Raw genomic sequence first — 20,154 nt, 5'->3', positions numbered from 1 at the left:
AGACGAGGTGGTACGGGCTAGGGTAGCGGGACAGGCACGGCCTCGGCCTTCCAGATGTCCCGGGCATATTCCCGGACGGTGCGGTCGATGGAGAACTTCCCCATGCCGGCCACGTTCAGGATGGACCTGTGGGCCCACTCCGAGGGATTGGCATAGGTGGCCGAGACCTGCTCCTGCCCCTCCAGGTACGAGGCATAGTCCGCGCAGTGGAAGTAGTGGTCCGAATCCAGCAGGATCCGGCCCACGGACTGGAAGCGCCCCCCATCCAGGGTCGAGATGGTGTCAATGGCTCGGCGCAGCTCAGGGTTGCCCTGGATCCAGTCACCGGGGCGATAGCCCGAGTCCCGCAGCCGGACGATGCCTTCCGCCGTGTGCCCGAAGATGAAGATGTTGGCTTCGCCCACCTCTTCCTTGATCTCGATGTTGGCGCCGTCCAGCGTGCCGATGGTGAGGGCGCCGTTGAGGGCCGCCTTCATGTTGCCGGTGCCGGAGGCCTCCGTCCCGGCCGTGGAGATCTGCTCGGAAAGCTCGGAGGCTGGGAAGATCAGCTCGGCCAGGGACACCCGGTAGTTGGGCAGGAAGGTCAGGCTCAGGCGCCCCTTGGTGGCCGGGTCAGCCTGGATCGCCTGGGCCATGGCATTGGCCAGGTGGATGATGTGCTTCGCCACCCAGTAGGCCGGCGCGGCCTTGCCACCGATCATGACGGCCCTGGGCACGCCGGCGTCCCCACCGTCCCGAAGGCGGTTCCAGAGGGTCGCGACGTGGAGGAGGTTCAGCAGCTGCCGCTTGTATTCGTGGATCCGCTTCACCTGGACGTCGAACAGGTAGGTCGGATCCAGAGCGGAGTCCAGGGTCTGCCCCGCCCAGGTGGCGAGCGCCTCCTTGTTGGCCCGCTTGACCCGCGTCCAGCGATCCTGGAACGAGGCATCGGTAGCAAAGCGCTCCAGGCCGCGGAGGGCATCCAGGTCGCGGGTCCAGCCTTCGCCGATGGCCTCGGTCACCAGACTGGCCAGGCCGGGGTTGCACTTGAGCAGCCAGCGCCGGGGGGTGATGCCGTTGGTCTTGTTGTTGAGGCGGCCCGGGAAGAGCTCGTTCATCTCGGCGAAGGTGGAGGCCTTCAGGATGTCCGTGTGGAGCTGGGCCACGCCGTTGACGGAGTGGCTGCCCACAATGGCCAGGTTGGCCATGCGCACGCTGTGGCCGTTGTCCACGATGGCCAGGCGCTGGAGCTTGGCATCGTCGAAGGGGTAGCGCTCCCGCACGGTCAGCCGGAAGCGGCGGTCGATCTCCTCCACGAGCTCCGCGTGGCGGGGCAGCAGATTGCGCCACAGCTCCATGGGCCAGACCTCCATGGCCTCCGGCAGGATGGTGTGGTTGGTGTAGGCGCAGACCTGCTGGGTAAGGGCCCAGGCCAAGTCCCACTCCAGGCCCTCCTGGTCCAGCAGCACCCGCATGAGCTCTGGGACCACCAGGGCCGGGTGGGTGTCGTTCATCTGGACGGCCACCTTGTCCGGCAGGTCCTCCCAGCGCCAGCTGGGCCGCTTCTTGAACCGGCGCACCACGTCCTGCAGGGTGGCCGATACGAAGAAGTACTGCTGCTTCAGGCGCAACTCCTTCCCGGCGCTCTGGTCGTCTGCGGGATAGAGCACCTTCGAGATGTTCTCGGAGATGGTCTTGTCCTCCACGGCCCGGACGTACTGCCCCGAGTTGAAGCGCGCCAGGTCGAACTCGCGGCTGGACTTGGCCGACCAGAGCCGCAGGGTGTTCACCGTGCCGTTGCGGTAGCCCGCGATGGGCGTGTCGTAGGCCATGGCCCAGACGTCCTGGGTGTCCAGCCACTCCACCCGGTAGCGCCCATTGGCGTCGACGTGGCCCTGGGTCCGGCCGTGGAAGCGCACCGGGAAGATGGCGTCAGGGCGCTGTATCTCCCAGGGATTACCGTAGCGCAGCCAGCCGTCGGGATACTCGGTCTGCTGGCCGTCGATGATCTTCTGGAAGAAGATTCCGTACTCGTACCGGATGCCGTAGCCGTAGAAGGGTAGTTCCAGGGTGGCGGCGGCGTCCAGGATGCAGGCGGCCAGGCGGCCGAGGCCGCCGTTGCCCAGGCCCGCGTCCCACTCCTGCTCGGTGATGTCCTCGAGCCGGAAGCCCAACTCCCCCATGGCCCGGCTGTAGGCATCCGCTGCGCCCAGGTTCACCACGTTGTTGAGGAGCGCGCGCCCCATGAGGAATTCCAGCGACAGGTAGTAGACCCGCTTCGCGTCCTGCTTGTAGTAGGCGCTCTGGGTGCTGAACCAGCGCTCCATGAGCCGGTCCCGGACCGCGAAGGCCAGCCCCTGATAGACATCGAAGTCGGTTGCGGTATGCGCGTCCTTGGCGATGGAATACATCATCCGGTGGGCGAAGGCGTCGATGATCTCGGGCACGTGCATGCCCCCGGCCTGGGGCGTGGGGATGTTTCGGGGTCCTGAGCTCATTGGTGCACTCCCCTGGGCAGGTCACTTCCCGAGCTTGGCTGCGCCGGGGCCACGCCCCTGCGCGACGGGCAGGTATCCCGCCTATCGGATGCCGTCCCAGGGAGGGTGAAGAGTGGCATCGGGGGGCGGGACAACCGACCAGACAAGCCGCTGAGGTCCCAAGGGCGGACCTGGCGCTTCAGGGCCTCCCGTCGCCCGGCCACGGTTGGCCCTGACCCTGCGGCTGAGCCTGGCAGGTCGGGCAGTGGCCCGTGCAGGTCCAGGAACAGGCCAGACCGGGGCGGTCCTGCTCAAGTGTTCGGGACTTGGTGGCATCACGGGCGGGCATGACCTACAGGTTACTCCGGCAATGGACGCCCTGGGCGGAGTCGGATGTTCTCGCGGGAGGCAATTGTGCCGCGGGGATGCTCACCTTGAGCTGGCGACCGTGAACCGCTCGAACAGGCAGACGCTGTCCGCCTTCGTCCAAATCCCGACATGTCCGCTGACCGGCTGCTCGAGGGCGTGTTCCAGGAATCGGTTCCCATCCAGGTACCCTTCCAGGGTCCGCCCCCGGACCAAGACCTTGAGCTCATGCCACTGGCCACGGATGATCGTCAGGTTCCGGGCCCACTTCACGGCCTCCCGCTTGCCCTTCACGACGCGCCAGAGGGCGAGGTTGTTCTCCAGGGCGTTGGCCCGCAGGGCGTAGTAGTTGCCGTTCGACCTCAGGTCGAAGAGGATGCCGCTGGCCTGATCCACCCGCCCCGCCATGGCCTTGAAGCGCAGGCTGATCTCCCCCCCCTGGAAGTCGCTGACGTCCCGTGCGACCACATAGGGGAAGTAGGCGAAGGCCTTCACGCTGTCCAGGAACTCCGCGTACCGCTCGCCGTAGAGGGCCTTGGCCCGAGCCGGGAGGTTGGCCAGGCGCTGCCCTTCCCGCCAGCGGGTCCCATCGACTTTCAGGACCTTCCGCCCCTGGTCTTGGGTGATGGTCCACTTCCCGACGATGGGGATCAGGGTTCTGGGCTCCTCGCCGACCGTCTCGGTGGCAAAGTCCAGAACCCTCACGGGCGATTGCGCGAACAATGGCAGTGCCAGGAGGACCAGGGGCAACATCAGGGACCGGAGCATGGTTCCTCTTCAGATGGAGGCGGGTGGAGAAGGCAATGGCCTGGTCAGAGGTTCGAGCACTGGAACCGCAGAAGCAACCGGAACCAGAGGATTGCCAGGCGGAACTACGAGACTCGGCACATGAATCGAGCGCACCAAAAGCCTGCACCATGTTTTTGAGTCCACCCAGGGTGCACCCACCAAGCAAAACGGCCACCGCCAAGGTGATCGTAAGTGTTGGTTCTGTTGGTGGTACCGAGAGAACTCGAACGTCCGACCCTCAGATTCGTAGGCTAGGGTAATTTTCACATTATGAATAGTTTGGAAATCGATCGATGGGTTTCCAAAATTGCCATTCCCAGCTAACACATTTTTTCTACCAGAGAATAAGGTGTGGAGGGCTTCCAGTTTTCTTGGACTGGTTCCTGGGGAGAACGTCACACCGGTTGTGAATAGAATGTGTTATTACCATATGGTTAATCAATTGTTTTTAGCTTCCACCCCTGATACTCTGGCACTTTATTCAATAAATGACTGATTTGTCATCTCTGATATGATTCCTTATTGGTTATCTTTGAATGTAACCGCAAGCCTGCCACGAACCACTCTGAACAGGAGCCTCCATGGATACTCGCAACAAGGGTTTCAATACCAAGCTGGTACATGCGGGAATCCGGGAGGACGCCCATGGGAGCGTGGTGACTCCCATCTATCAGACGTCCACCTTTGCTTTTCGGAATGCCCAGCAGGGAGCCAATCGATTCGCGGGAATCGAGGATGGTTACATCTACACCCGCATCGGGAACCCGACGACGGCAGCACTGGAAGAGAACGTTGCCCAACTCGAAAACGGCTTTGGAGCAACGGCCATGGCCAGTGGGATGGGGGCGGTAAGCACCGTGTATCTCGCACTGCTCAGTGCTGGAGATCACATGGTAAGCACGGACTCGGTGTACGGTCCCAGTCGGGGCCTGATGGAGAAGCACATGAGTCGATTCGGAGTCGAGTCCACCTATGTCGACACATCTGACCTGGAAAACATCTCCAAGGCCATGAAGGTGAACACCAAGATTGTCTACATCGAGTCCCCTTCCAACCCCGCCATGTCCGTCACAGACATCGCAGCGGCTGCGGACATCGCCCATGCCGCCGGCGCCCTGCTGGTGGTGGATAACACCTTCGCCAGCCCCCACCTCCAGAAGCCCCTCGACATGGGTGCAGATGTCGTACTGCACTCCGTGACGAAATTCATCAACGGTCATGCCGACATTGTCGGTGGTATCGTCGTGGCGAAAACGGAGGCTTTGCACAAACAGATCCGCGCCATGCTCATCAACCTGGGCGCCAACATGGACCCCCACCAGTCCTACATGGTGAGTCGGGGGTTAAAGACCCTGGCCCTGAGGGTTGAGCGGGCTGAAGAGAACGCCCGCAAGATCGCACCCTGGTTGGAGGCTCATCCGCAGGTGGCCTGGGTTCGCTACATCGGCCTGCCAAGCCATCCCCAGCATGACCTTGCGAAGCAGCAAATGACCGGATTTGGCTCCATGATCTCGTTTGAACTAAAAGGTGGCATGGAGGCTGGACGAGTCGTCATGGACAACGTGCATCTTGCCGGGCTCGCGGTGTCCCTGGGTGGCGTGGAGACGCTCATCAGCCATCCCGCCTCCATGACTCACGCGAGCATGGCTCGTGAGAGCCGTATTGCCGCAGGCATCACTGATGGGCTCGTGCGCTTTTCCGTAGGCATCGAGGATGTTGAAGACATCATCTCGGACCTAGATCACGCGCTTGGGCATATCGGTGAGATCGAGGTTTTGACGGATCCCCAGTATGCGGGACTGCCCTGAGTCACGACCCCCATTCATCTCCTGGGTTGGAAGTCCCACTCGCCTAGGAATAGAGAACCTATCGTCCTACTTGCCTCCGAAGGGCGGGCAAGTGGCGCTCCTGGCTAGCCCAGCGCAGCCGTTCAAAGACCTCGATCAGATCCCGTTCAGTGACGGTTTTCATCAATCGATCGTAAAGGGACACATTCTCGATTTCGGCAGTGATGCCCGCTTCGCAGGCGGCTCGAAAAGTGCTTGGAGCCTCGACCTTTCTGTCCTTCCAAGGGTTCGGGGGAACGGAAAGACCATGAGCCGTGAATAGGTTCTCCAGAGCGCACTGGTGCCGCCGCTCGGCTTCGATGATGTTCGAGAAGGGACGAACCTCACCATGTTTTAACAGCACAGCGGCATAGAGCGCTTCAGCCCGGCGTTCGTCCTCAAGCACAAGTTGAAGTGCCTCCACGCTTCCTTTCGAAAGGGGTTGGGTTGATGGCGATTGATCTGAAGATGCGGCCCACATGGGGGCCACGATCAGGAGGGCAGAGTATAAGATCGAAGTGAGCATGGATTCTCCTTGTAGGTGTCTGCTCGGATGATGGAATGTGCCATTGCGCGGCGTGCTTCACTGGATTTAATGCTCCTATAGGAAGCCCTACCTCAAGCCCTCCCGGATGACGGCATATAGTTCATGTGGACCCAGCCCGTTGGATTCTGCCAATGCGCGAAACGGTTGATCGACTTTCACATTCAACTTACGGGCTTCCAACAGGGTTCGAACTCGTGCCAGGTCGAGATGATATTCCTTGCACAAATCTTCTAGCGTCTTTCGCCCCAGGCCTGGAGCTACTTCCTCTGGAAGTCCCAGAACAGGCGCCTTGGCGATTTCGGCGGGCTTTATGGCCAGGTAGACCTGCTGTGGGGTGAGGTGATTCTTCTTGGCGATATCCTGAAGGCGCTCTTGAGGCCCTTGATAGGAGATCCCGCGAATGCGGAGCAGTGCCTGGGCCTTCTCCAAATCGATTCCCGTTTTCTGGGCAAACGATTGCAGGCTGCTCTGTTCTGCATGGCCATAGGGGGGTTCACCGTAGGTGCGGCTCCCCTGGTCCTTCGCATAGGTATTCAGATCCATCACCCAACGAAAGGGGGGCCACCCCAGCAACGGCCCTATCACGAATAAAGTGGTCACAACGGCAGAAGCCACAAACTCCGGGGTAACGACCTTCATTTGCCTGGTCCGATCCCGAAGATAGGACAACATCGGCCGCCAGTTCAGGATGATGTGCACGACCCCGGCCACCAAGAACAGGAGGCTGAGAAGAATATGCATGGCTCCCCAGGCTTCCTTGGTGAGGCCCCAAAGCCGCCATTCGGACCAGAAGGCCACTCGACCCTGTGGGGTCAGGAAGAGCACCGCTCCCGATGTGATTAACACCGAGAATGAGAGCAGAGCAGTCAGGGATGTCAGTTTGCGCAGGTTCACTGGGACTCCAAGTCACTCCCATTGATGCATGGCGAACTTGAAGGGTTCTCTGAGAACGCCCAGCGACATACCGCTAGGGCCAAATGACAGATTCAAGGGGCTGGGTGTCAGGGAAGCCCGAGCCTTGCCTTCAGGCCTGGTGCGGCGCCGCGACTCACTTCCACGACAAGCCCACCTTGGAGTCGAACCGTCAATCGACCATAGTCACCGGCCTTGATGCCCAGAACCGCTTCAGGCCGCAGGAGCATGTTCCGATGCCCCTTCACGAGCACATCCTTGGGAAGGGACGCTTCCACTTCGGTCAGGCTCTTCCAGGGGGTCTTGTGGCGCTCGCCACCCACGTAGGCCCAGACGACTTCGTCTTCCACTAGAAAGTGGCTGGTCCGTGCCAATTCCATAAACACTAAGCCTTCACCAGCACGCACGGGGTAGCGCAGGGGGGAAGGTGGGCGATTTGTGGCCAACTGGCCTGCACGTCGATCGCGGATCCGGGCAATAGCGACTGCTATGCGGTCTGCCGTGGCGGGCTTCAATAGGTAATCCAGGGCAGCGGTCTCGAACGCCTTGACCGCGTGCTCGGCAAAGGCTGTCACGAAGACTACAGAGATCGTTTTGGGAAGATCCAGGGCGACTTCCAACCCCGTGGCACCTGGCATTTCGATATCAAGAAACGCGGCATCTACCTGGCCTCCAGATTCCAACCATTCCAGGACAGCAGGTCCATCCCGGAGTTCGGCCACCACCTCGCATCCGGCTTCCTGCAACAACCGGGACAAGCGTTTGCGATTGTAAGGCTCATCCTCAGCCACCAGGACCCGCAAAGTTTCAGCCATGGGTGGGCTCCAGAATCACTTCAGCGACCGTTCGATCACCCTCTGCGCGAAGATCCAAATGGGTTCTGCAACCATCCATGAGGCTCAGCCTCTGCTGGAGATTGGCCAGTCCCACGCCTGTGGCGTCGCCAGGTTCATAGGTCCTTCCCGTATTGGAGACCCAGAGCCTCAGGCGACCTGGCTCACCCCCAAGTCCGATCTCCAATTCTCCGCCTTCACGACAAGGAGCGATGCCGTGTTTGATGGCGTTCTCCACCAGCGGTTGGAGCAGCAGGGGCGGGACTTCGACATCCTCCAGACGCGCATCCCAGTTCCAGTGCACGGCTAGGCGGTCTCCCAGGCGGAACTGCTCCATGGCAAGGAATCCCTCTACCAATCCTCGCTCTTCGTCGAGCGTGACCTTGGCCTGGGCCGAGTGGTTCATCAGACGACGCAACAGTCCCGCCAATGCCACGAGGGCCTCCTCGGTAGCGGCACCATTCTCTCGTGCCAACTCCGCAAGGCCGCTCAGGGTATTGAAGAGCACATGAGGGTTCATCTGCCCCTGAAGGGCCTTCGCTTGAGCCTCACGAGCCAACCGAGTTTGCACCTCGGCCCTCTGCGCCTCGTGATCACGATCCGCCAGGATCCACCCAGCCAACAACCCAAAGGCGCCGCAGGCGACGAGCAGGATCAGCAGCCGCGGAGGAAGATTCGGAAGGAACCACAGGGAGGAAGCCCCCCCGCGCCCACCTCGATAGCCAGGCTCGGGCAACAAGGCGACCAGCAGCAGCAGAAGCAGCGCGTTCCATGGCAGCGCTTGGATGAGGCCTCGTGGCACGGAAGCCATGGAGCGCTCGTCGCCGGTCCACTGCCAGGGGGTAGCCGCAAGACCGAGCAGGAGAATGCCAAAAGCGAAGGGGAGCAGGAACTCCCCCGGGGAGAGGGTCTCGGGCCCGGCCACCCAGCGAAGCACGTTCCATAGGGTGCCAAACAGCACCACGACGCCCCAGGTGCCTGGGCGCCTAAGGCGTTTGCCAATGCTGGCAAGAAGGTGAGGGGCGTTCATGGGTCCAGTCTAGTTCCGAGTTGCTGCATCAGAAGGTGATGAGCGTCTGGAGGCTCGCGCTCCAGACCTTGAATTGGGTTTCCCGCTGTCCCCAGGCCAGATCAGCCCGGAGCGCAAACCGATTGCTGATGGGCACATGGCTGCTGGTACTGATGAGGAATTCTTTCAATTTTGGGTAGTCGTACTGGGTCGTGGTCACCGAATAGGTTCCAGTACCGCCGCTTCCAGGTCCCCGTCCCCTTCCACCACCGCCATACATGGTGCTGGTGGAGTAACTGCCACCAGGTTGGAGCGAATCGATGATTCCCTGGCCCCAACCGACTCGAAGGCTGTGCCAGCGACGCAGGTTGTTGGCTCCCCAGCGAAGATCGGCTAGGTAACCGGTATCTGAGAATTCTCCGGGTAGGTAACGCAGTTGTTGAACCCGGACGGAGGCACTCCACGTCTCGCCCAGCCAACCCGGTCCGGCCTGCAGCAACAAGGTAGAGGACCCATCCCGGAAGCGGTTCCAGCCGGCCTCCAAGCCCATCGACCATGGGCCAGAAACGCCAAGATTGAGGTCAACATTACCCCTGAACGTTGGAATGAAATCCGCCCCGGTTCCAACCCCCACGCTGGCCCAGACCCAGCTGCTTTCACCAAAGGAATGATCCTTGGCCACGGTGAACATGGTGCCCTTTCCTTCGGGTCGCTGGGTGCCGACCGCGGAGAGGCTCCATGGCCCGTGCTCGTCGCGGAACCATTCCCCGGCCAGGGACCACCCTTTCCAGGTGCCGGTGCTATCCGAATAGCTATCGGTGAAGCTCCCCAGGCTCAGGCGCGCTGTCGGACGCTCTGGCGCATCTTCGGCCACCAGCACAGAGGCAAGACAAATCAGAAAGGCAGACTTGATCATCGGCATCCCTCACAAGGAAAACACAAGCGCATTGAGGGGAGGACGCAAGTGCGCCCTCCCCTGCCTTGTTCAGGCCAACTCAGCGGCCCTGTCCCTTCCGGGTCCCTTGGCCTGCGCCGCGCGTCCCAGTCGGATTGGGGTTGCCGCAACTCCCGTCACGCTTGCGAAGCTGGCTCTGGGTGCCACTAGCCTTGCCCATGCCAGTTCCATCCTGCTTGCGCACCTGATCGCGCCTGGGGCCGGTCTCGGTGGTCTGAGCCACCACAGGCAGGGCCAGAAGCAGGGCAGTGGCAGCGACGATAGCGGTAGCCTTCATGGAAACCTCCTTCGTTTCACCAAGGGCACCTTACCCAAGGGGTGGGACAGGGTGACCTGTCGCACCTCCAATGGACCGGCCTTTCCCCGGTGGGGTGATTTCATCCCTGAGAGATGCAGAAGGAGGGGGCTCACCTGCAGATTCGCGGGGCTGAGTGCAATCAGCCGGCCGGTTCGACCCCACCAGTGCCCACCATTCAGAACCGGGCGCCCAGTTCCAGTAGCTCTAGCCAGTCGCAACTCCAGACTCTGTCAGCCGATTGTGAAGGGTCACAAGAACATTCACAGTTCCTGTATCCGGCGATTTTGCAGCACATCATAGACGACCACTGCATAATGCAATAGTGGGGGAAGCATGAAGCGCTTAACCAAAAAAGGGTCCCCAGGGGCCGCCTCGGACAAGCTATCTGCCGACCTCCGAACCATCCTGGACTCAATTAATGACGGCGTATTCACGGTCGATGACCAGTTCCACATCACGTCCTTCAACCGTGCTGCGGCGGAGATCATCGGCATCACGCCTGAGGAGGCCCTGGGAAAGCCGTGCTGGCAGGTATTCAATGCGGACATCTGTGAGGGCGCCTGTGCGCTGAAAGAGACGATGTCAACAGGCTCGCCGCTGATCAATAAGCACGTGAACATCCATACGTCCGCACACCGGAAGGTCTCCATCACCGTGAGCACAGCCCTGCTACGGAACCAGAATGGAGACGTGGTTGGCGGCGTAGAGTCCTTCCGCGACCTGACCCTCGTGGAGGAACTCAGAAAGGCGGTCGAGGGCCGGGCCACCTTCCACCAGATGACCTCCGCCAACCACCGGATGTGGGAAATCTTCAAACTCCTGCCACTCCTGGCCCAGAGCGACAGCACCGTTTTGATCCACGGCGAGAGTGGTACGGGCAAGGAACTCATGGCGAGGGCCATCCATGACCTGAGCACCCGGGCCCGTAAGCCAATGGTCACCCTGAATTGCGGAGCCCTCCCCGACACCCTGCTGGAGGCTGAACTCTTCGGTCACAAGGCTGGTGCTTTTACGGATGCCAAGAGGGATCGCAAGGGGCGTATTGCCGCTGCCGAGGGCGGAACCCTGTTCCTAGACGAGATTGGGGACATCTCCGCCCCTCTTCAGGTCCGCCTCCTTCGGGTCATCCAGGAGCGGACCTACGAGCCTCTGGGATCGAATGATTTGGTGAAGGCAAATGTCCGCTTCATCGCCGCCACCCATCGCGACCTCCGCACTGAGGTCAAGGAAGGCCGATTCCGGGAGGACCTCTTCTACCGACTGAACGTCATGCAGATTGCAATCCCTCCTCTTCGCGAGAGGAAGGAAGACATCCCAGCCCTGGCCCGGCGATTTCTGGCCCGCCAAATTGCCCTCCATGGCAGGCAGGTCGAGGGTTTTGCACCCGAAGTGATGGATCGCTTCATGCGCCACTCCTGGCCTGGCAACATCCGGGAACTGGAGAACGCCGTCGAGCACGCCTATGTGCTTTGCCAACGGGATCAGATCCAGGTTGCAGAGCTACCTTCGACCTTCGAGGGAATGGGTTCAAGGCCCTCGACGAAGGGGAAATCAACCTCAAGCCAGGACCTTCGGAGCCATGAGATTGCTCTGATCCAGGCCGCACTCGACCGCCACAACGGGAATCGGACGGCTGCCGCAAAGGAGTTGGGCATTCACACCACCACCCTTTGGAGAAAGCTGCGGCGAGTGTAGGCCACACTGCAATTCGCAGTGATTATTACTCTGATTGCCAATGCATTTTGCAATCAATCCATTTCGATTTAACTTGGTATTAATTTTTAATTATTGTTTTATTTAATTTTATATGACTTGGCAATGCTTTTGCATTTTGATCCTTTGCTGGATGTTCTCAAATGACTTTCCAGTGCTTCATGGACTGCAATCAGTCGAACGTCTATCCCGCCTAGATCTCGATCACTCGCGGAAGCGGTCCTCAGATCGTCGAATCTGACTCTGCTTTCAGGGAGTTGGTGCCGCAGACATGGGGTGATCCCCAGTCTCCAAAATCCATTCCAGAACAATCGCCACTTCCATCGCGGGCGGGATCCGTCTGCCTGAACACATCCCACTTCCAACCAACAGGAGGTTGAAATGCAACACATCCCATTGAATCAAATCTGGCGCACATTCCTGGCCCTGCTAGTCACGGGTAGCTTCGCTTTCGGCGCCAACCAGCCACAAAAGGAAGGGCGGATGACTGTGGCGGTCGCAGTCACCGACCTCGAGCCCATCGTCAAGGCAGTCGGTGGTGGACAGGTCGACACGGTAAACCTGTTCAAGGGATGCATCCTTCGCAAGGATCTTCAGGTTGAATCGACCTCGAAGGCTCGCCTGGCCACGGCGGAAGCGATCGTCTGGACTGGGTTCATGAACGAATCTGCGGCCATCTCGGATGTCTTTCGCACGGTTGGAAGTACGGCTCGAAAGGGTGGTGAGCCCAAGTGGATCGATGTATCCAAGGGGACTGCGAGAACCAACCAGCCCACCTCAACATGCTTCGGATCTGTCGATCCGGCGTTTGCCTCCGGAGATCCGTTCTTCTGGTTGAACCCGGAAAATGGCGGCCTTATCGCCCGGCACATCGCCAAAGGTCTTGGTGAATTGAGACCCGCGAGTCGAGCACTGTTCATGGCTAATGCGGATGCCTTCCAGAAGGCTCTGGCGAAGGACATTCAGCGATGGAAGACGGCTCTGAAACCTCTGCATGGAGTGAAGGTCTTCACCGCGCAATGCGGTTGGCAGAATTTTTCTTCCATGGGGGGTCCTCAATTCCTCGTATGCAAGGGAACTCCTGGGGAACTCCCCAGCCCGCAGACCCTGCTGCTCCACATCAAGCAGTTGAAGCCCGACCTCGTCCTGGTGGACCCGAACACTCCCGCTGAGTATGCGGAGGCCTTCCGTGAGCAGTCCAACCTGAAGGTCGTTGAGGTTTCTTCCTCCATCGAGACCATACGTGGAGCCACGTCCTATAGCGCGCTCTTCGAGAACCTCATCAAGACCCTCCAGGCCCAGGCGAAGCGCTAACCCCTCTTCCTGGAACCCGGACCATCGAATTGAGGAACGACGATATGAATCATCGATCCGCCCGCCTCAGTGGCAGGGATCAGAAGAGGTGTGTGTCCCACGCAACGCCTCCTGGAGGTGCAGGGTGACTGGCAGCGAGCTAGTAAATCCAACCGTTCTCCCGTTGAGACCGACTGTTGCCTTCACCCTCCGCCCCATCGGCATCGTTCATCTCGCTCCTACCAGGCGTGGGCGCGTCCCGAAGTTTTTTGTGCCGTTGAGGAGGGCCATCCTGGAGTTCTTTCAGCCCTATGTGCCTGGCCTGGCGGGACTGTACGAAGGTGTCGAGCTCTGGGTCATCACCTATCACGCTCCGTCGGGTCGAATGCCAACAGATTCCTGGCAGAGCGTGGATGGTGTCCCCGGTGTATTCGCAACTGACACTGTGCAGCGGCCCAACCCCATCGAGTTCCTCCGGGCAAGGGTCATCGGCATTGATCGGGAGAAGGGCCTCCTTCAGGTCGCGGGCCTCGATGGGGAGGAAGGCGAAGCCATTCTCGACATTCGATTAGCCACCTCCCCCCACCATCGCCTGGCCATCGCTAGCGAATGAAAAGGACTCCACCATGAAAGTTGCCATTCCCCTTGATAACCACTCCGAGATCTCAGCCCATTTCGGGCGGAGCCCCGCATTCCTCATCTTTACCCTAGATGGTGGCCAGATTGAACAACGTGAGATTCGCGCAAACGACCAAGTTTCAGCCGAGGACACCCACGCTCAGGTGAAGGGTCACCCGCATGCCCATTCGCATGACCACAACCGGTTCCTTCGGTTGTTGGGGGACTGCCAGGCTGTGATTGGACTAGGCATGGGGGCGGGGGCACGTGTGGCTCTTGAATCAGCCGGTATTAACGTGAGGATCCTCGCCGATTCTTGTTTGCCCGAGGAAGCAGCCATCAGCTATGCCACGGGTCAGCTGGAGGCCAACCCCGGCATCTCCTGCGTATGCCATGGCCATTCCCAGCACATCCAGCGCTGACACCGAGTCCGGGCCAGTCGCGGCGCCACTGATCAACAACAGTTCCAGCCCATACCATTCCTAGATTTAAGGCGACGAGCCCATCGCTCCCGCCAGTGGCCCATCCATGGTTCCGAGTCCAGGAACCAGGTCAATCCTCTGCATTCAGGAGAACTCATGCATCACAAATCCAGAACCCGAGCGCACTCCTGGCTGTCGCGAATGTACCTGGCGGTGCTCTGTCACATGGTTATTCCATTGACGATGGCCCAGGCCCAGCAGGCGAACCAGCCTGCTCCCCCAGGCCATGGTTCATTCACGGCAGTGCACGCCGCCAAGGGTAGACGCCTCACGGCTGATCACAGCAAATTCTTGATCCTAAAGGGACCGTTCAAGGAGGGCGACGGCCCGGCTGTCACCCGGGCCTGCCTCACCTGCCACACCAAGGCTGCCCAGCAGGTTATGGCTACGTCCCACTGGACCTGGAATGCCTCGAAGGACGGCAAGGACGGCTACGGCAAGGCCACCAGCCTGGTGAACAACTACTGCATCTCGATCATTGGGGGAAACACCGAGGGCTGCGCCCGCTGCCACGCCGGCTACGGCCTCAAGAACAAGGACTTCGATTTCACCCGGCAGGAGAACGTGGACTGCCTCGTGTGCCACGACACCACCGGCGACTATGAAAAGGAGAAGGGAGGCTGGCCCAATCCCGCCGTGCCCCTGGCGGAGGTGGCCCAGAAAGTCGGCGCGCCCACCAACAGGAATTGCGGCGTGTGCCACTTCTTCGGGGGTGGTGGTGATGCCACCAAGCATGGGGACCTGGATGACACCATCCTGAAGGCCCCCCGCCTCGAGGATGTGCACATGTCCAAACAGGGCGCGGGCATGGATTGCGTGGACTGCCATGTATCCGATGCGCACCAGTTGGGCGGCCCGAACTATGTCATTCCGGCGGATCGTCGCGAGCAGTCCAAATTCCCTGGCGAGAACCTGTCCCGGATGTCATGTGCATCCTGCCACTCGGATTCTCCTCACAAGTCCTACATCCTGAACCGCCACTACCAGAAGGTGGCCTGCCAGACCTGCCACATCCCCGCCTTCGCCCGGGGCACGCTGCCCACCAACACCTACTGGGACTGGGCCACCGCCGGTCGCCTGAAGAATGGGCGGGGCTACAAGGAGGAGGATGCCAATGGCTTCGAGACCTACAACAGCATCCACGGGGAGATGGTCTGGCAACGGAACGTCAAGCCGACCTATGAGTGGTATAACGGCAACCTCCAATTCCTGCGGCTGACCGACACCATCACCATCCCCGCCAGCGGGAAAGTCGTCCTCAATCCCGCCGCGGGGTCCTATGCCGATCCCAACGCCAAGATCTGGCCCTTCAAGTTCCATGAAGGCAGCCAGCCCTACGACACGGTCCTGAACCGGTTCGTGGCCCCCTACACGTCAGGCCCTAAGGGCTCGGGCGCCTTCTGGGGCGACTGGAACTGGGACGTCGCCATCAGGATGGGCATGGAAACCGCCGGGTTGCCCTACAGCGGGAAGTACGGCTTCGTGAAGACCTCTATGCTTTGGCCCATCACCCACATGGTCGCCCCCAAGGAGCAAGCCCTTAATTGCGTGGAGTGTCATAGCCGAAACGGTCGGCTCGCCAACGTCCCGGGGTTCTACCTCATTGGCCGTGACCGTGGAACAGGTATCGACAAAATCGGAATCGGCATGGTTCTGCTCACCCTATTAGGAGTGGGTATTCATGGCTACATCCGCTACACCAACGTGCGCCACTAGGAGGCTTCATGCGACGAGTTGTTCTCTATGAAACGTTTGAACGCCTCTGGCACTGGGCCCAAGCGGTGATGATCATCCTCATGATGCTCACGGGCTTCGAGATTCGTGGCTTGGGCATCCACCTCTTCGGCTTCCAGAGTGCGGTGTCCCTCCACAACATCCTTGCCATAGCCCTGATCACGCTCATCGTCTTTGCCATTTTCTGGCACGTCACCACCGGCGAGTGGCGCCAGTACATCCCCACTCGGAAGTTCCTGCGGGAGATGGTCGCCTTCTACCTCACGGGCATCTTCAAGGGCGCACCCCACCCGGTGAAGAAGCACCGGATGGCCAAGCTGAATCCCCTGCAACGGCTGGCCTACCTGGGCTTCAAGGTCCTCATTCTTCCCGTTCAGGCCACTACGGGCGCCCTCTACTACTTCTACCCCAACCTTCAACATGCGATGGGGTGGTCACCCTCTTCGCTTTGGGTCGTTGCAGTCGTGCATGTCCTCGGAGCGTTTGGGTTGGTTGCCTTCCTCATTGGACACGTCTACCTAACGACCACCGGGCATACGCCTCTGACAAACATCAAGGCCATGATCACCGGGTGGGAGGACATCCAGGATGATGCCTATTTCGAAGAGAGCTGAAGCTCCGCGTCATGAATCAATCCATGGAGGGCCATTCTTCCCACTTGGGAAGTCCGTGTTCACCCGGGCTTCCCCTTTGTTGAGTTAAGTAATCAACGTTCTCAATGAAGGGCAACAATGGCTTCCAGCATTAGAGCTGACCTGCCTGATGGTCAGCCTCGTAGGATGGGACATCCCCTTGAATCAGTGCCCATAAATGAGGGCCGCTGTGCTGAGTTCCGGACGCCTCGGGCTCCCTCCACCCAGCCTAGCAACACCAACCAAATCAACCCGGATTCCGCACAGAGACCGGGATAATCTTGGGGGGGGGACGTCAGTTACGGAACCACCGCGACCTCCAATTCCACGTTCGTGAGATTGCCGATGAACATCTCGCCGAGAGGGTTGGACCCCTCAGGCAGGTACCGGAGTCGAGGTCAGGGCCATGAGGCTGCTCCTCAGATCCTGCAGGGTGAATGGTTTCGGCAGAAGGAGCACCTGGGCTGAGTCGCTCACCAGGTCCATGGCAGTCTGGTCGGCCCGGCCTGTGGCCAGCAGGATGGGAAGGCCTGGGCGGAGCGCACGGATCTTCGGAAGGGCGGCAGCACCTCCAAGGCCAGGCATGTTCATGTCCAGGATGACGCAGTCAACCTCCAGACCGCCTGCCAGAGCGGCCAGGGCCTCCTCCGCGCTGGAGACCGTGGTGGCAGAGTGGCCCAAGGTTTCCAGTAGGCTCCCCAGGGCGATTTGGATCAGTTCGTCGTCGTCGACCACCAGGATGCGCAGTATCTTCTGCTCGCCCTGACTGGGACTGATCTCGACCGGCGGGAGGGCTTCGGCGCTTGCCGGAACCAGGATGGAGACCGTGGTCCCGGCGCCTGGCTGGCTCAGCAACTCCATCCGCCCCTGGTGGGCCTTCACCGTGCTGTAAGTGGTTGAAAGGCCCAGGCCGGTGCCCTTTCCCTGGGCCTTCGTGGTGAAGAAGGGGTCCAGGGCCCGGGCCAGGACCTCTGGCGGCATACCCGACCCGCTGTCCTCCACTTCTAGGCGCACCCAGCCCTCCTTATGGCGGGTCCGCAGGCGCAGCGTTCCTCCTTCCGGCATGGCATCCACGGCATTGACACACAAGTTCATGAGCGCATTGCTCAGTGCCGATGGGTCTCCCTTCACCATGGGAAGGTCGGACTCAAGGTCCATGTCCAGTTGCACCTTCTGGAGGGTCGTCCGCTCCAGCAGCGCCACCTGGTCTCGTACCAGAATGTTCAGGTCCAGCAGGCGCGCATCAGCCAGCCCCTTCCGGGCGAAGCCCAGCAGCCCCTTCAGGAGGCTACCGCCCCGCTGGCAGGCCTGGATGATGGTGTCCATCCGCTCCCGGCGCACGGATCCTTGTGGGGCTTCCCCAGCCTCCACCGATGCGAGCCCCAGGATGGCGCCAATCACGTTGTTCATGTCGTGGGCCACCCCTCCCGCCAGACTGCCGAGGCTCTCCATCTTCTGCGCCTGGACCACCTGCTCTTCCAGCCGCCGGGCTTCCTCCTGGGCCTTCCTGCGCTCCACCTCAGCCTGCTTGCGCTCGCTGATGTCGCGGATGATGGCGTTCATGCCCAGGGGATTCCCCGCGCCATCCCGGCTCAGGAAGACCTTCAGCTCGACAGGAACCAACCGCCCGTCCCCGCGCAGGTATTCCTTCTCGTAGACCTCCGAATAGCCCCGCTGCATCACCTGCTCGCGTATGATCTCGCCCTCGCAGACGTGCCACCGGGCCGGGGTAATGTCCTCATAGGTCAGGCGGGTTATCTCCCCCTCCGGGCGTGCGAGCAGGTCCCTGAAGGCCGGGTTGAAGGAGATGATCCGCCCCTGCATGTCGACGGTGGCAAAGGCGTCCGACATGGAGTTGAAGAGAGAGCGGTAGCGGACCTCACTCTCCCGGAGTGCCTCCTCCGCGCGCTTCCGCTCAGAGATGTCGTGGGCCACCCCCATGAACCCCAGCGCTCCTTCCTCGGTCAGGAGCCGGGTGCCATTGGCCCGGAACCATAGCCAGGAGCCATCCATGCGGCGAACCCGGTAGGGCGGGCTGGTGGCGCTTCGTCCGCTGGTCAGCACCTCACCGAGATACTCGGCACAGGGTTTCACATCCTCCGGATGTACGAAGGGGACAAATGGCTTCCCGATAACTTCGCTGGCTGGATAGCCGAAGTGCCTGCCCCAGGCGGGAGACACGAACTGAAAGCGACCTTCGGAATCGAGCGTAAAAATGACATCGCTTGACTGCTCCACATAGGTCCGGAAGCGCTCCTCGCTGGCCTGCAGCGCCATCGTCACGCCGAGCTGCCGCCTCCAGGCGACCCAGAGAAGGGCGACCAGGAGCCAGATTCCTAGGAGAGAGGCTCCGATGACGATCACCGTCATGTTGCGCCCCCGCCGCCACTGGGCGAGGTAGTCCTGCTCTGCTAGGCCCACGCCCACCCTCAGCGGCCGGCCCTGGATCTTGCGTGCGGCATAGGAACGGGGCACACCATCAAAGGGAGTCCGGGTGAAATAGGTCGCCTCGGGGAGCCCGGCCCGGATGATCTCCCGCAGTTCCGGTGCAGGGCTGTGATCTCCTATCCTGTTGTTGGGCCCCTCCGGGGGCATGGGATGTCGCGTGATGAGGCCGCCATCGACATCCCTGAGGGTGATGGTGCCATTGGGGCCGACATCGAACCCCGCCAGCCGTCTCCGGAAATTCTCTACCAGCATGGGCATGACGACGATCCCGCCGAACCGGCCATCTGGGAGGTTGTAGCGCCGTGCGGACCGGACCACCCACTGCTTTGTGAACACGCCAATGGCAGGCTTCTCCAAGAACTGCCCGGCCTCAGGGTGATCCTTCAGGTAGCGAAAGGATTCGATGGTTGCCAGGCTGGCCGAGGGATCCCCGGTGGCATTCCCGAAGAGCACCCTGCCCTGGGCATCCGTCACACGGATCGCCACGGCCTCCGGAACCAGGGCTTCCTCGGTGGCGATGAAGGCCGCCATGCGGGCCCGATCGAATCCAGCCGCATTGCGGTTCCGTCCCAACTCGCCGATCACCGTACTGAGCACCAAGTCGATCCGCTCTAAGATGCCCGTGAGGTTCCGGTCGATGGCCTGAGCGAGGTTGCGGCTCTGGACCTCCGCGAGCTTGGTGGCGTCCCCCCGCCTTGCATTCAGATTGCGGAGGCCAAGGCCCCCGACCAGCAGGCTGGCTGCAAGGGCCACCAGTAAGAGGAGGGTTCCAGGTGCCGAGCTTGTCTGGTGAGGGTTGGGGTTCATGATCCATCCATCAGGTTCGAGTGGACCAAAGTGCCGGAAGCGGTGGATCCGAAACGGGTATGGGGACCGCCGGACACCGCTGGCACCATCCCCCGGCGGGGCATCTTGGCCTGCCTGAATCCCTGGTCGGCATTCAGGACCCTGGAGGTTATTTTGGACACCCCAGGCGCCCGGCAACCTGGGCTGTTGAAGTCGCGGGGCATCGCCGCGAGCCGTAGGGAACCTTCCCCGGCCCATTCCCAGTCCTACGGCGTTGGCGGGCACCTAGACCCAGGAGGCGTGTCCCCGCACTCGTGCCCACTCACCTTTTTGACGTTCTCCCCGTAAATTAGTCCGATTATTCTGTGGAATCCACCTCAATCGAGCAGAGGAGGAGCCATGAGGAAAAGCCGGTTCAGCGAGGAGCAGATCATCCACGCGCTGAAGGAGCATGAGG

Annotated in this window: 16 protein-coding genes; 7 read left to right on the top strand and 9 right to left on the bottom strand. The window is 60.9% G+C overall.

All coding sequences use genetic code 11. The features are described 5' to 3' along the window. Nucleotides 1-17: 17 nt before the first annotated feature. A complete protein-coding gene (locus tag WAS25_RS05225; RefSeq protein ID WP_422310460.1) occupies nucleotides 18-2,477 on the bottom strand; it encodes a glycogen/starch/alpha-glucan phosphorylase in 2,460 nt (819 codons plus the stop codon). Nucleotides 2,478-2,885: 408 nt separating this feature from the next. After that, entirely contained in the window at nucleotides 2,886-3,590 is a 705-nt protein-coding gene (locus tag WAS25_RS05220; protein WP_422310459.1) for a hypothetical protein, read from the bottom strand. A 602-nt stretch (nucleotides 3,591-4,192) separates the two neighbouring features. On the opposite strand from WAS25_RS05220, the gene WAS25_RS05215 reads away from it, so the two are divergent. Further along, entirely contained in the window at nucleotides 4,193-5,419 is a 1,227-nt protein-coding gene (locus WAS25_RS05215; RefSeq protein WP_422310458.1) for a trans-sulfuration enzyme family protein, read from the top strand. Between the two features lie 58 nt (nucleotides 5,420-5,477). On the opposite strand, the gene WAS25_RS05210 is transcribed toward WAS25_RS05215, so the two are convergent. From WAS25_RS05210 to WAS25_RS05185, 6 genes are all read right to left on the bottom strand, one after another. Continuing rightward, the gene (locus WAS25_RS05210) at nucleotides 5,478-5,963 is read right to left on the bottom strand and encodes a ferritin-like domain-containing protein (protein ID WP_422310457.1); all 486 of its coding nucleotides are present in this window, start codon (nucleotides 5,961-5,963) and stop codon (nucleotides 5,478-5,480) included. 87 nt (nucleotides 5,964-6,050) lie between these two features. Then, the gene (locus WAS25_RS05205) at nucleotides 6,051-6,878 is read right to left on the bottom strand and encodes a DUF4405 domain-containing protein (RefSeq protein ID WP_422310456.1); all 828 of its coding nucleotides are present in this window, start codon (nucleotides 6,876-6,878) and stop codon (nucleotides 6,051-6,053) included. Between the two features lie 107 nt (nucleotides 6,879-6,985). Further along, complete coding sequence (locus WAS25_RS05200) at nucleotides 6,986-7,711, bottom strand: LytR/AlgR family response regulator transcription factor (protein WP_422310455.1); 726 nt, start codon at nucleotides 7,709-7,711, stop codon at nucleotides 6,986-6,988. Further along, complete coding sequence (locus tag WAS25_RS05195; RefSeq protein ID WP_422310454.1) at nucleotides 7,704-8,759, bottom strand: sensor histidine kinase; 1,056 nt, start codon at nucleotides 8,757-8,759, stop codon at nucleotides 7,704-7,706. Before WAS25_RS05195 ends, WAS25_RS05200 begins: the two co-directional genes overlap by 8 nt. A 28-nt stretch (nucleotides 8,760-8,787) precedes the next feature. After that, nucleotides 8,788-9,654, bottom strand: a complete 867-nt coding sequence (locus WAS25_RS05190; protein WP_422310453.1) for a YaiO family outer membrane beta-barrel protein — start codon at nucleotides 9,652-9,654, stop codon at nucleotides 8,788-8,790. A 79-nt stretch (nucleotides 9,655-9,733) separates the two neighbouring features. After that, entirely contained in the window at nucleotides 9,734-9,970 is a 237-nt protein-coding gene (locus tag WAS25_RS05185) for a hypothetical protein (RefSeq protein ID WP_422310452.1), read from the bottom strand. A 354-nt stretch (nucleotides 9,971-10,324) separates the two neighbouring features. Between WAS25_RS05185 and WAS25_RS05180 the strand changes: the two genes are divergently transcribed. From WAS25_RS05180 to WAS25_RS05155, 6 genes are all read left to right on the top strand, one after another. Next, nucleotides 10,325-11,686, top strand: a complete 1,362-nt coding sequence (locus WAS25_RS05180) for a sigma-54 interaction domain-containing protein (RefSeq protein ID WP_422310451.1) — start codon at nucleotides 10,325-10,327, stop codon at nucleotides 11,684-11,686. A 399-nt stretch (nucleotides 11,687-12,085) separates the two neighbouring features. Further along, entirely contained in the window at nucleotides 12,086-13,018 is a 933-nt protein-coding gene (locus WAS25_RS05175) for a metal ABC transporter substrate-binding protein (protein WP_422310450.1), read from the top strand. Beyond that, a complete protein-coding gene (locus WAS25_RS05170) occupies nucleotides 12,948-13,610 on the top strand; it encodes a TrmO family methyltransferase domain-containing protein (RefSeq protein ID WP_422310449.1) in 663 nt (220 codons plus the stop codon). The genes WAS25_RS05175 and WAS25_RS05170 overlap by 71 nt, the downstream gene beginning before the upstream one ends. A gap of 13 nt (nucleotides 13,611-13,623) precedes the next feature. Beyond that, entirely contained in the window at nucleotides 13,624-14,037 is a 414-nt protein-coding gene (locus WAS25_RS05165; RefSeq protein ID WP_422310448.1) for a NifB/NifX family molybdenum-iron cluster-binding protein, read from the top strand. Nucleotides 14,038-14,193: 156 nt separating this feature from the next. Next, the gene (locus tag WAS25_RS05160; RefSeq protein ID WP_422310447.1) at nucleotides 14,194-15,813 is read left to right on the top strand and encodes a tetrathionate reductase family octaheme c-type cytochrome; all 1,620 of its coding nucleotides are present in this window, start codon (nucleotides 14,194-14,196) and stop codon (nucleotides 15,811-15,813) included. Nucleotides 15,814-15,821: 8 nt separating this feature from the next. Continuing rightward, entirely contained in the window at nucleotides 15,822-16,445 is a 624-nt protein-coding gene (locus WAS25_RS05155) for a cytochrome b/b6 domain-containing protein (RefSeq protein WP_422310446.1), read from the top strand. 393 nt (nucleotides 16,446-16,838) lie between these two features. On the opposite strand, the gene WAS25_RS05150 is transcribed toward WAS25_RS05155, so the two are convergent. Then, nucleotides 16,839-19,718 carry a PAS domain S-box protein gene (locus WAS25_RS05150; RefSeq protein WP_422310445.1) on the bottom strand — a complete coding sequence of 960 codons (2,880 nt, stop codon included), beginning with the start codon at nucleotides 19,716-19,718 and terminating at the stop codon, nucleotides 16,839-16,841. Between the last annotated feature and the right edge of the window lie 436 nt (nucleotides 19,719-20,154).

This window comes from Geothrix sp. (assembly GCF_049292215.1).
Taxonomy (GTDB): domain Bacteria; phylum Acidobacteriota; class Holophagae; order Holophagales; family Holophagaceae; genus Geothrix.
Note: the sequence above shows the minus strand (reverse complement) of the source record. Positions and strands in the feature narration are given on the sequence as shown.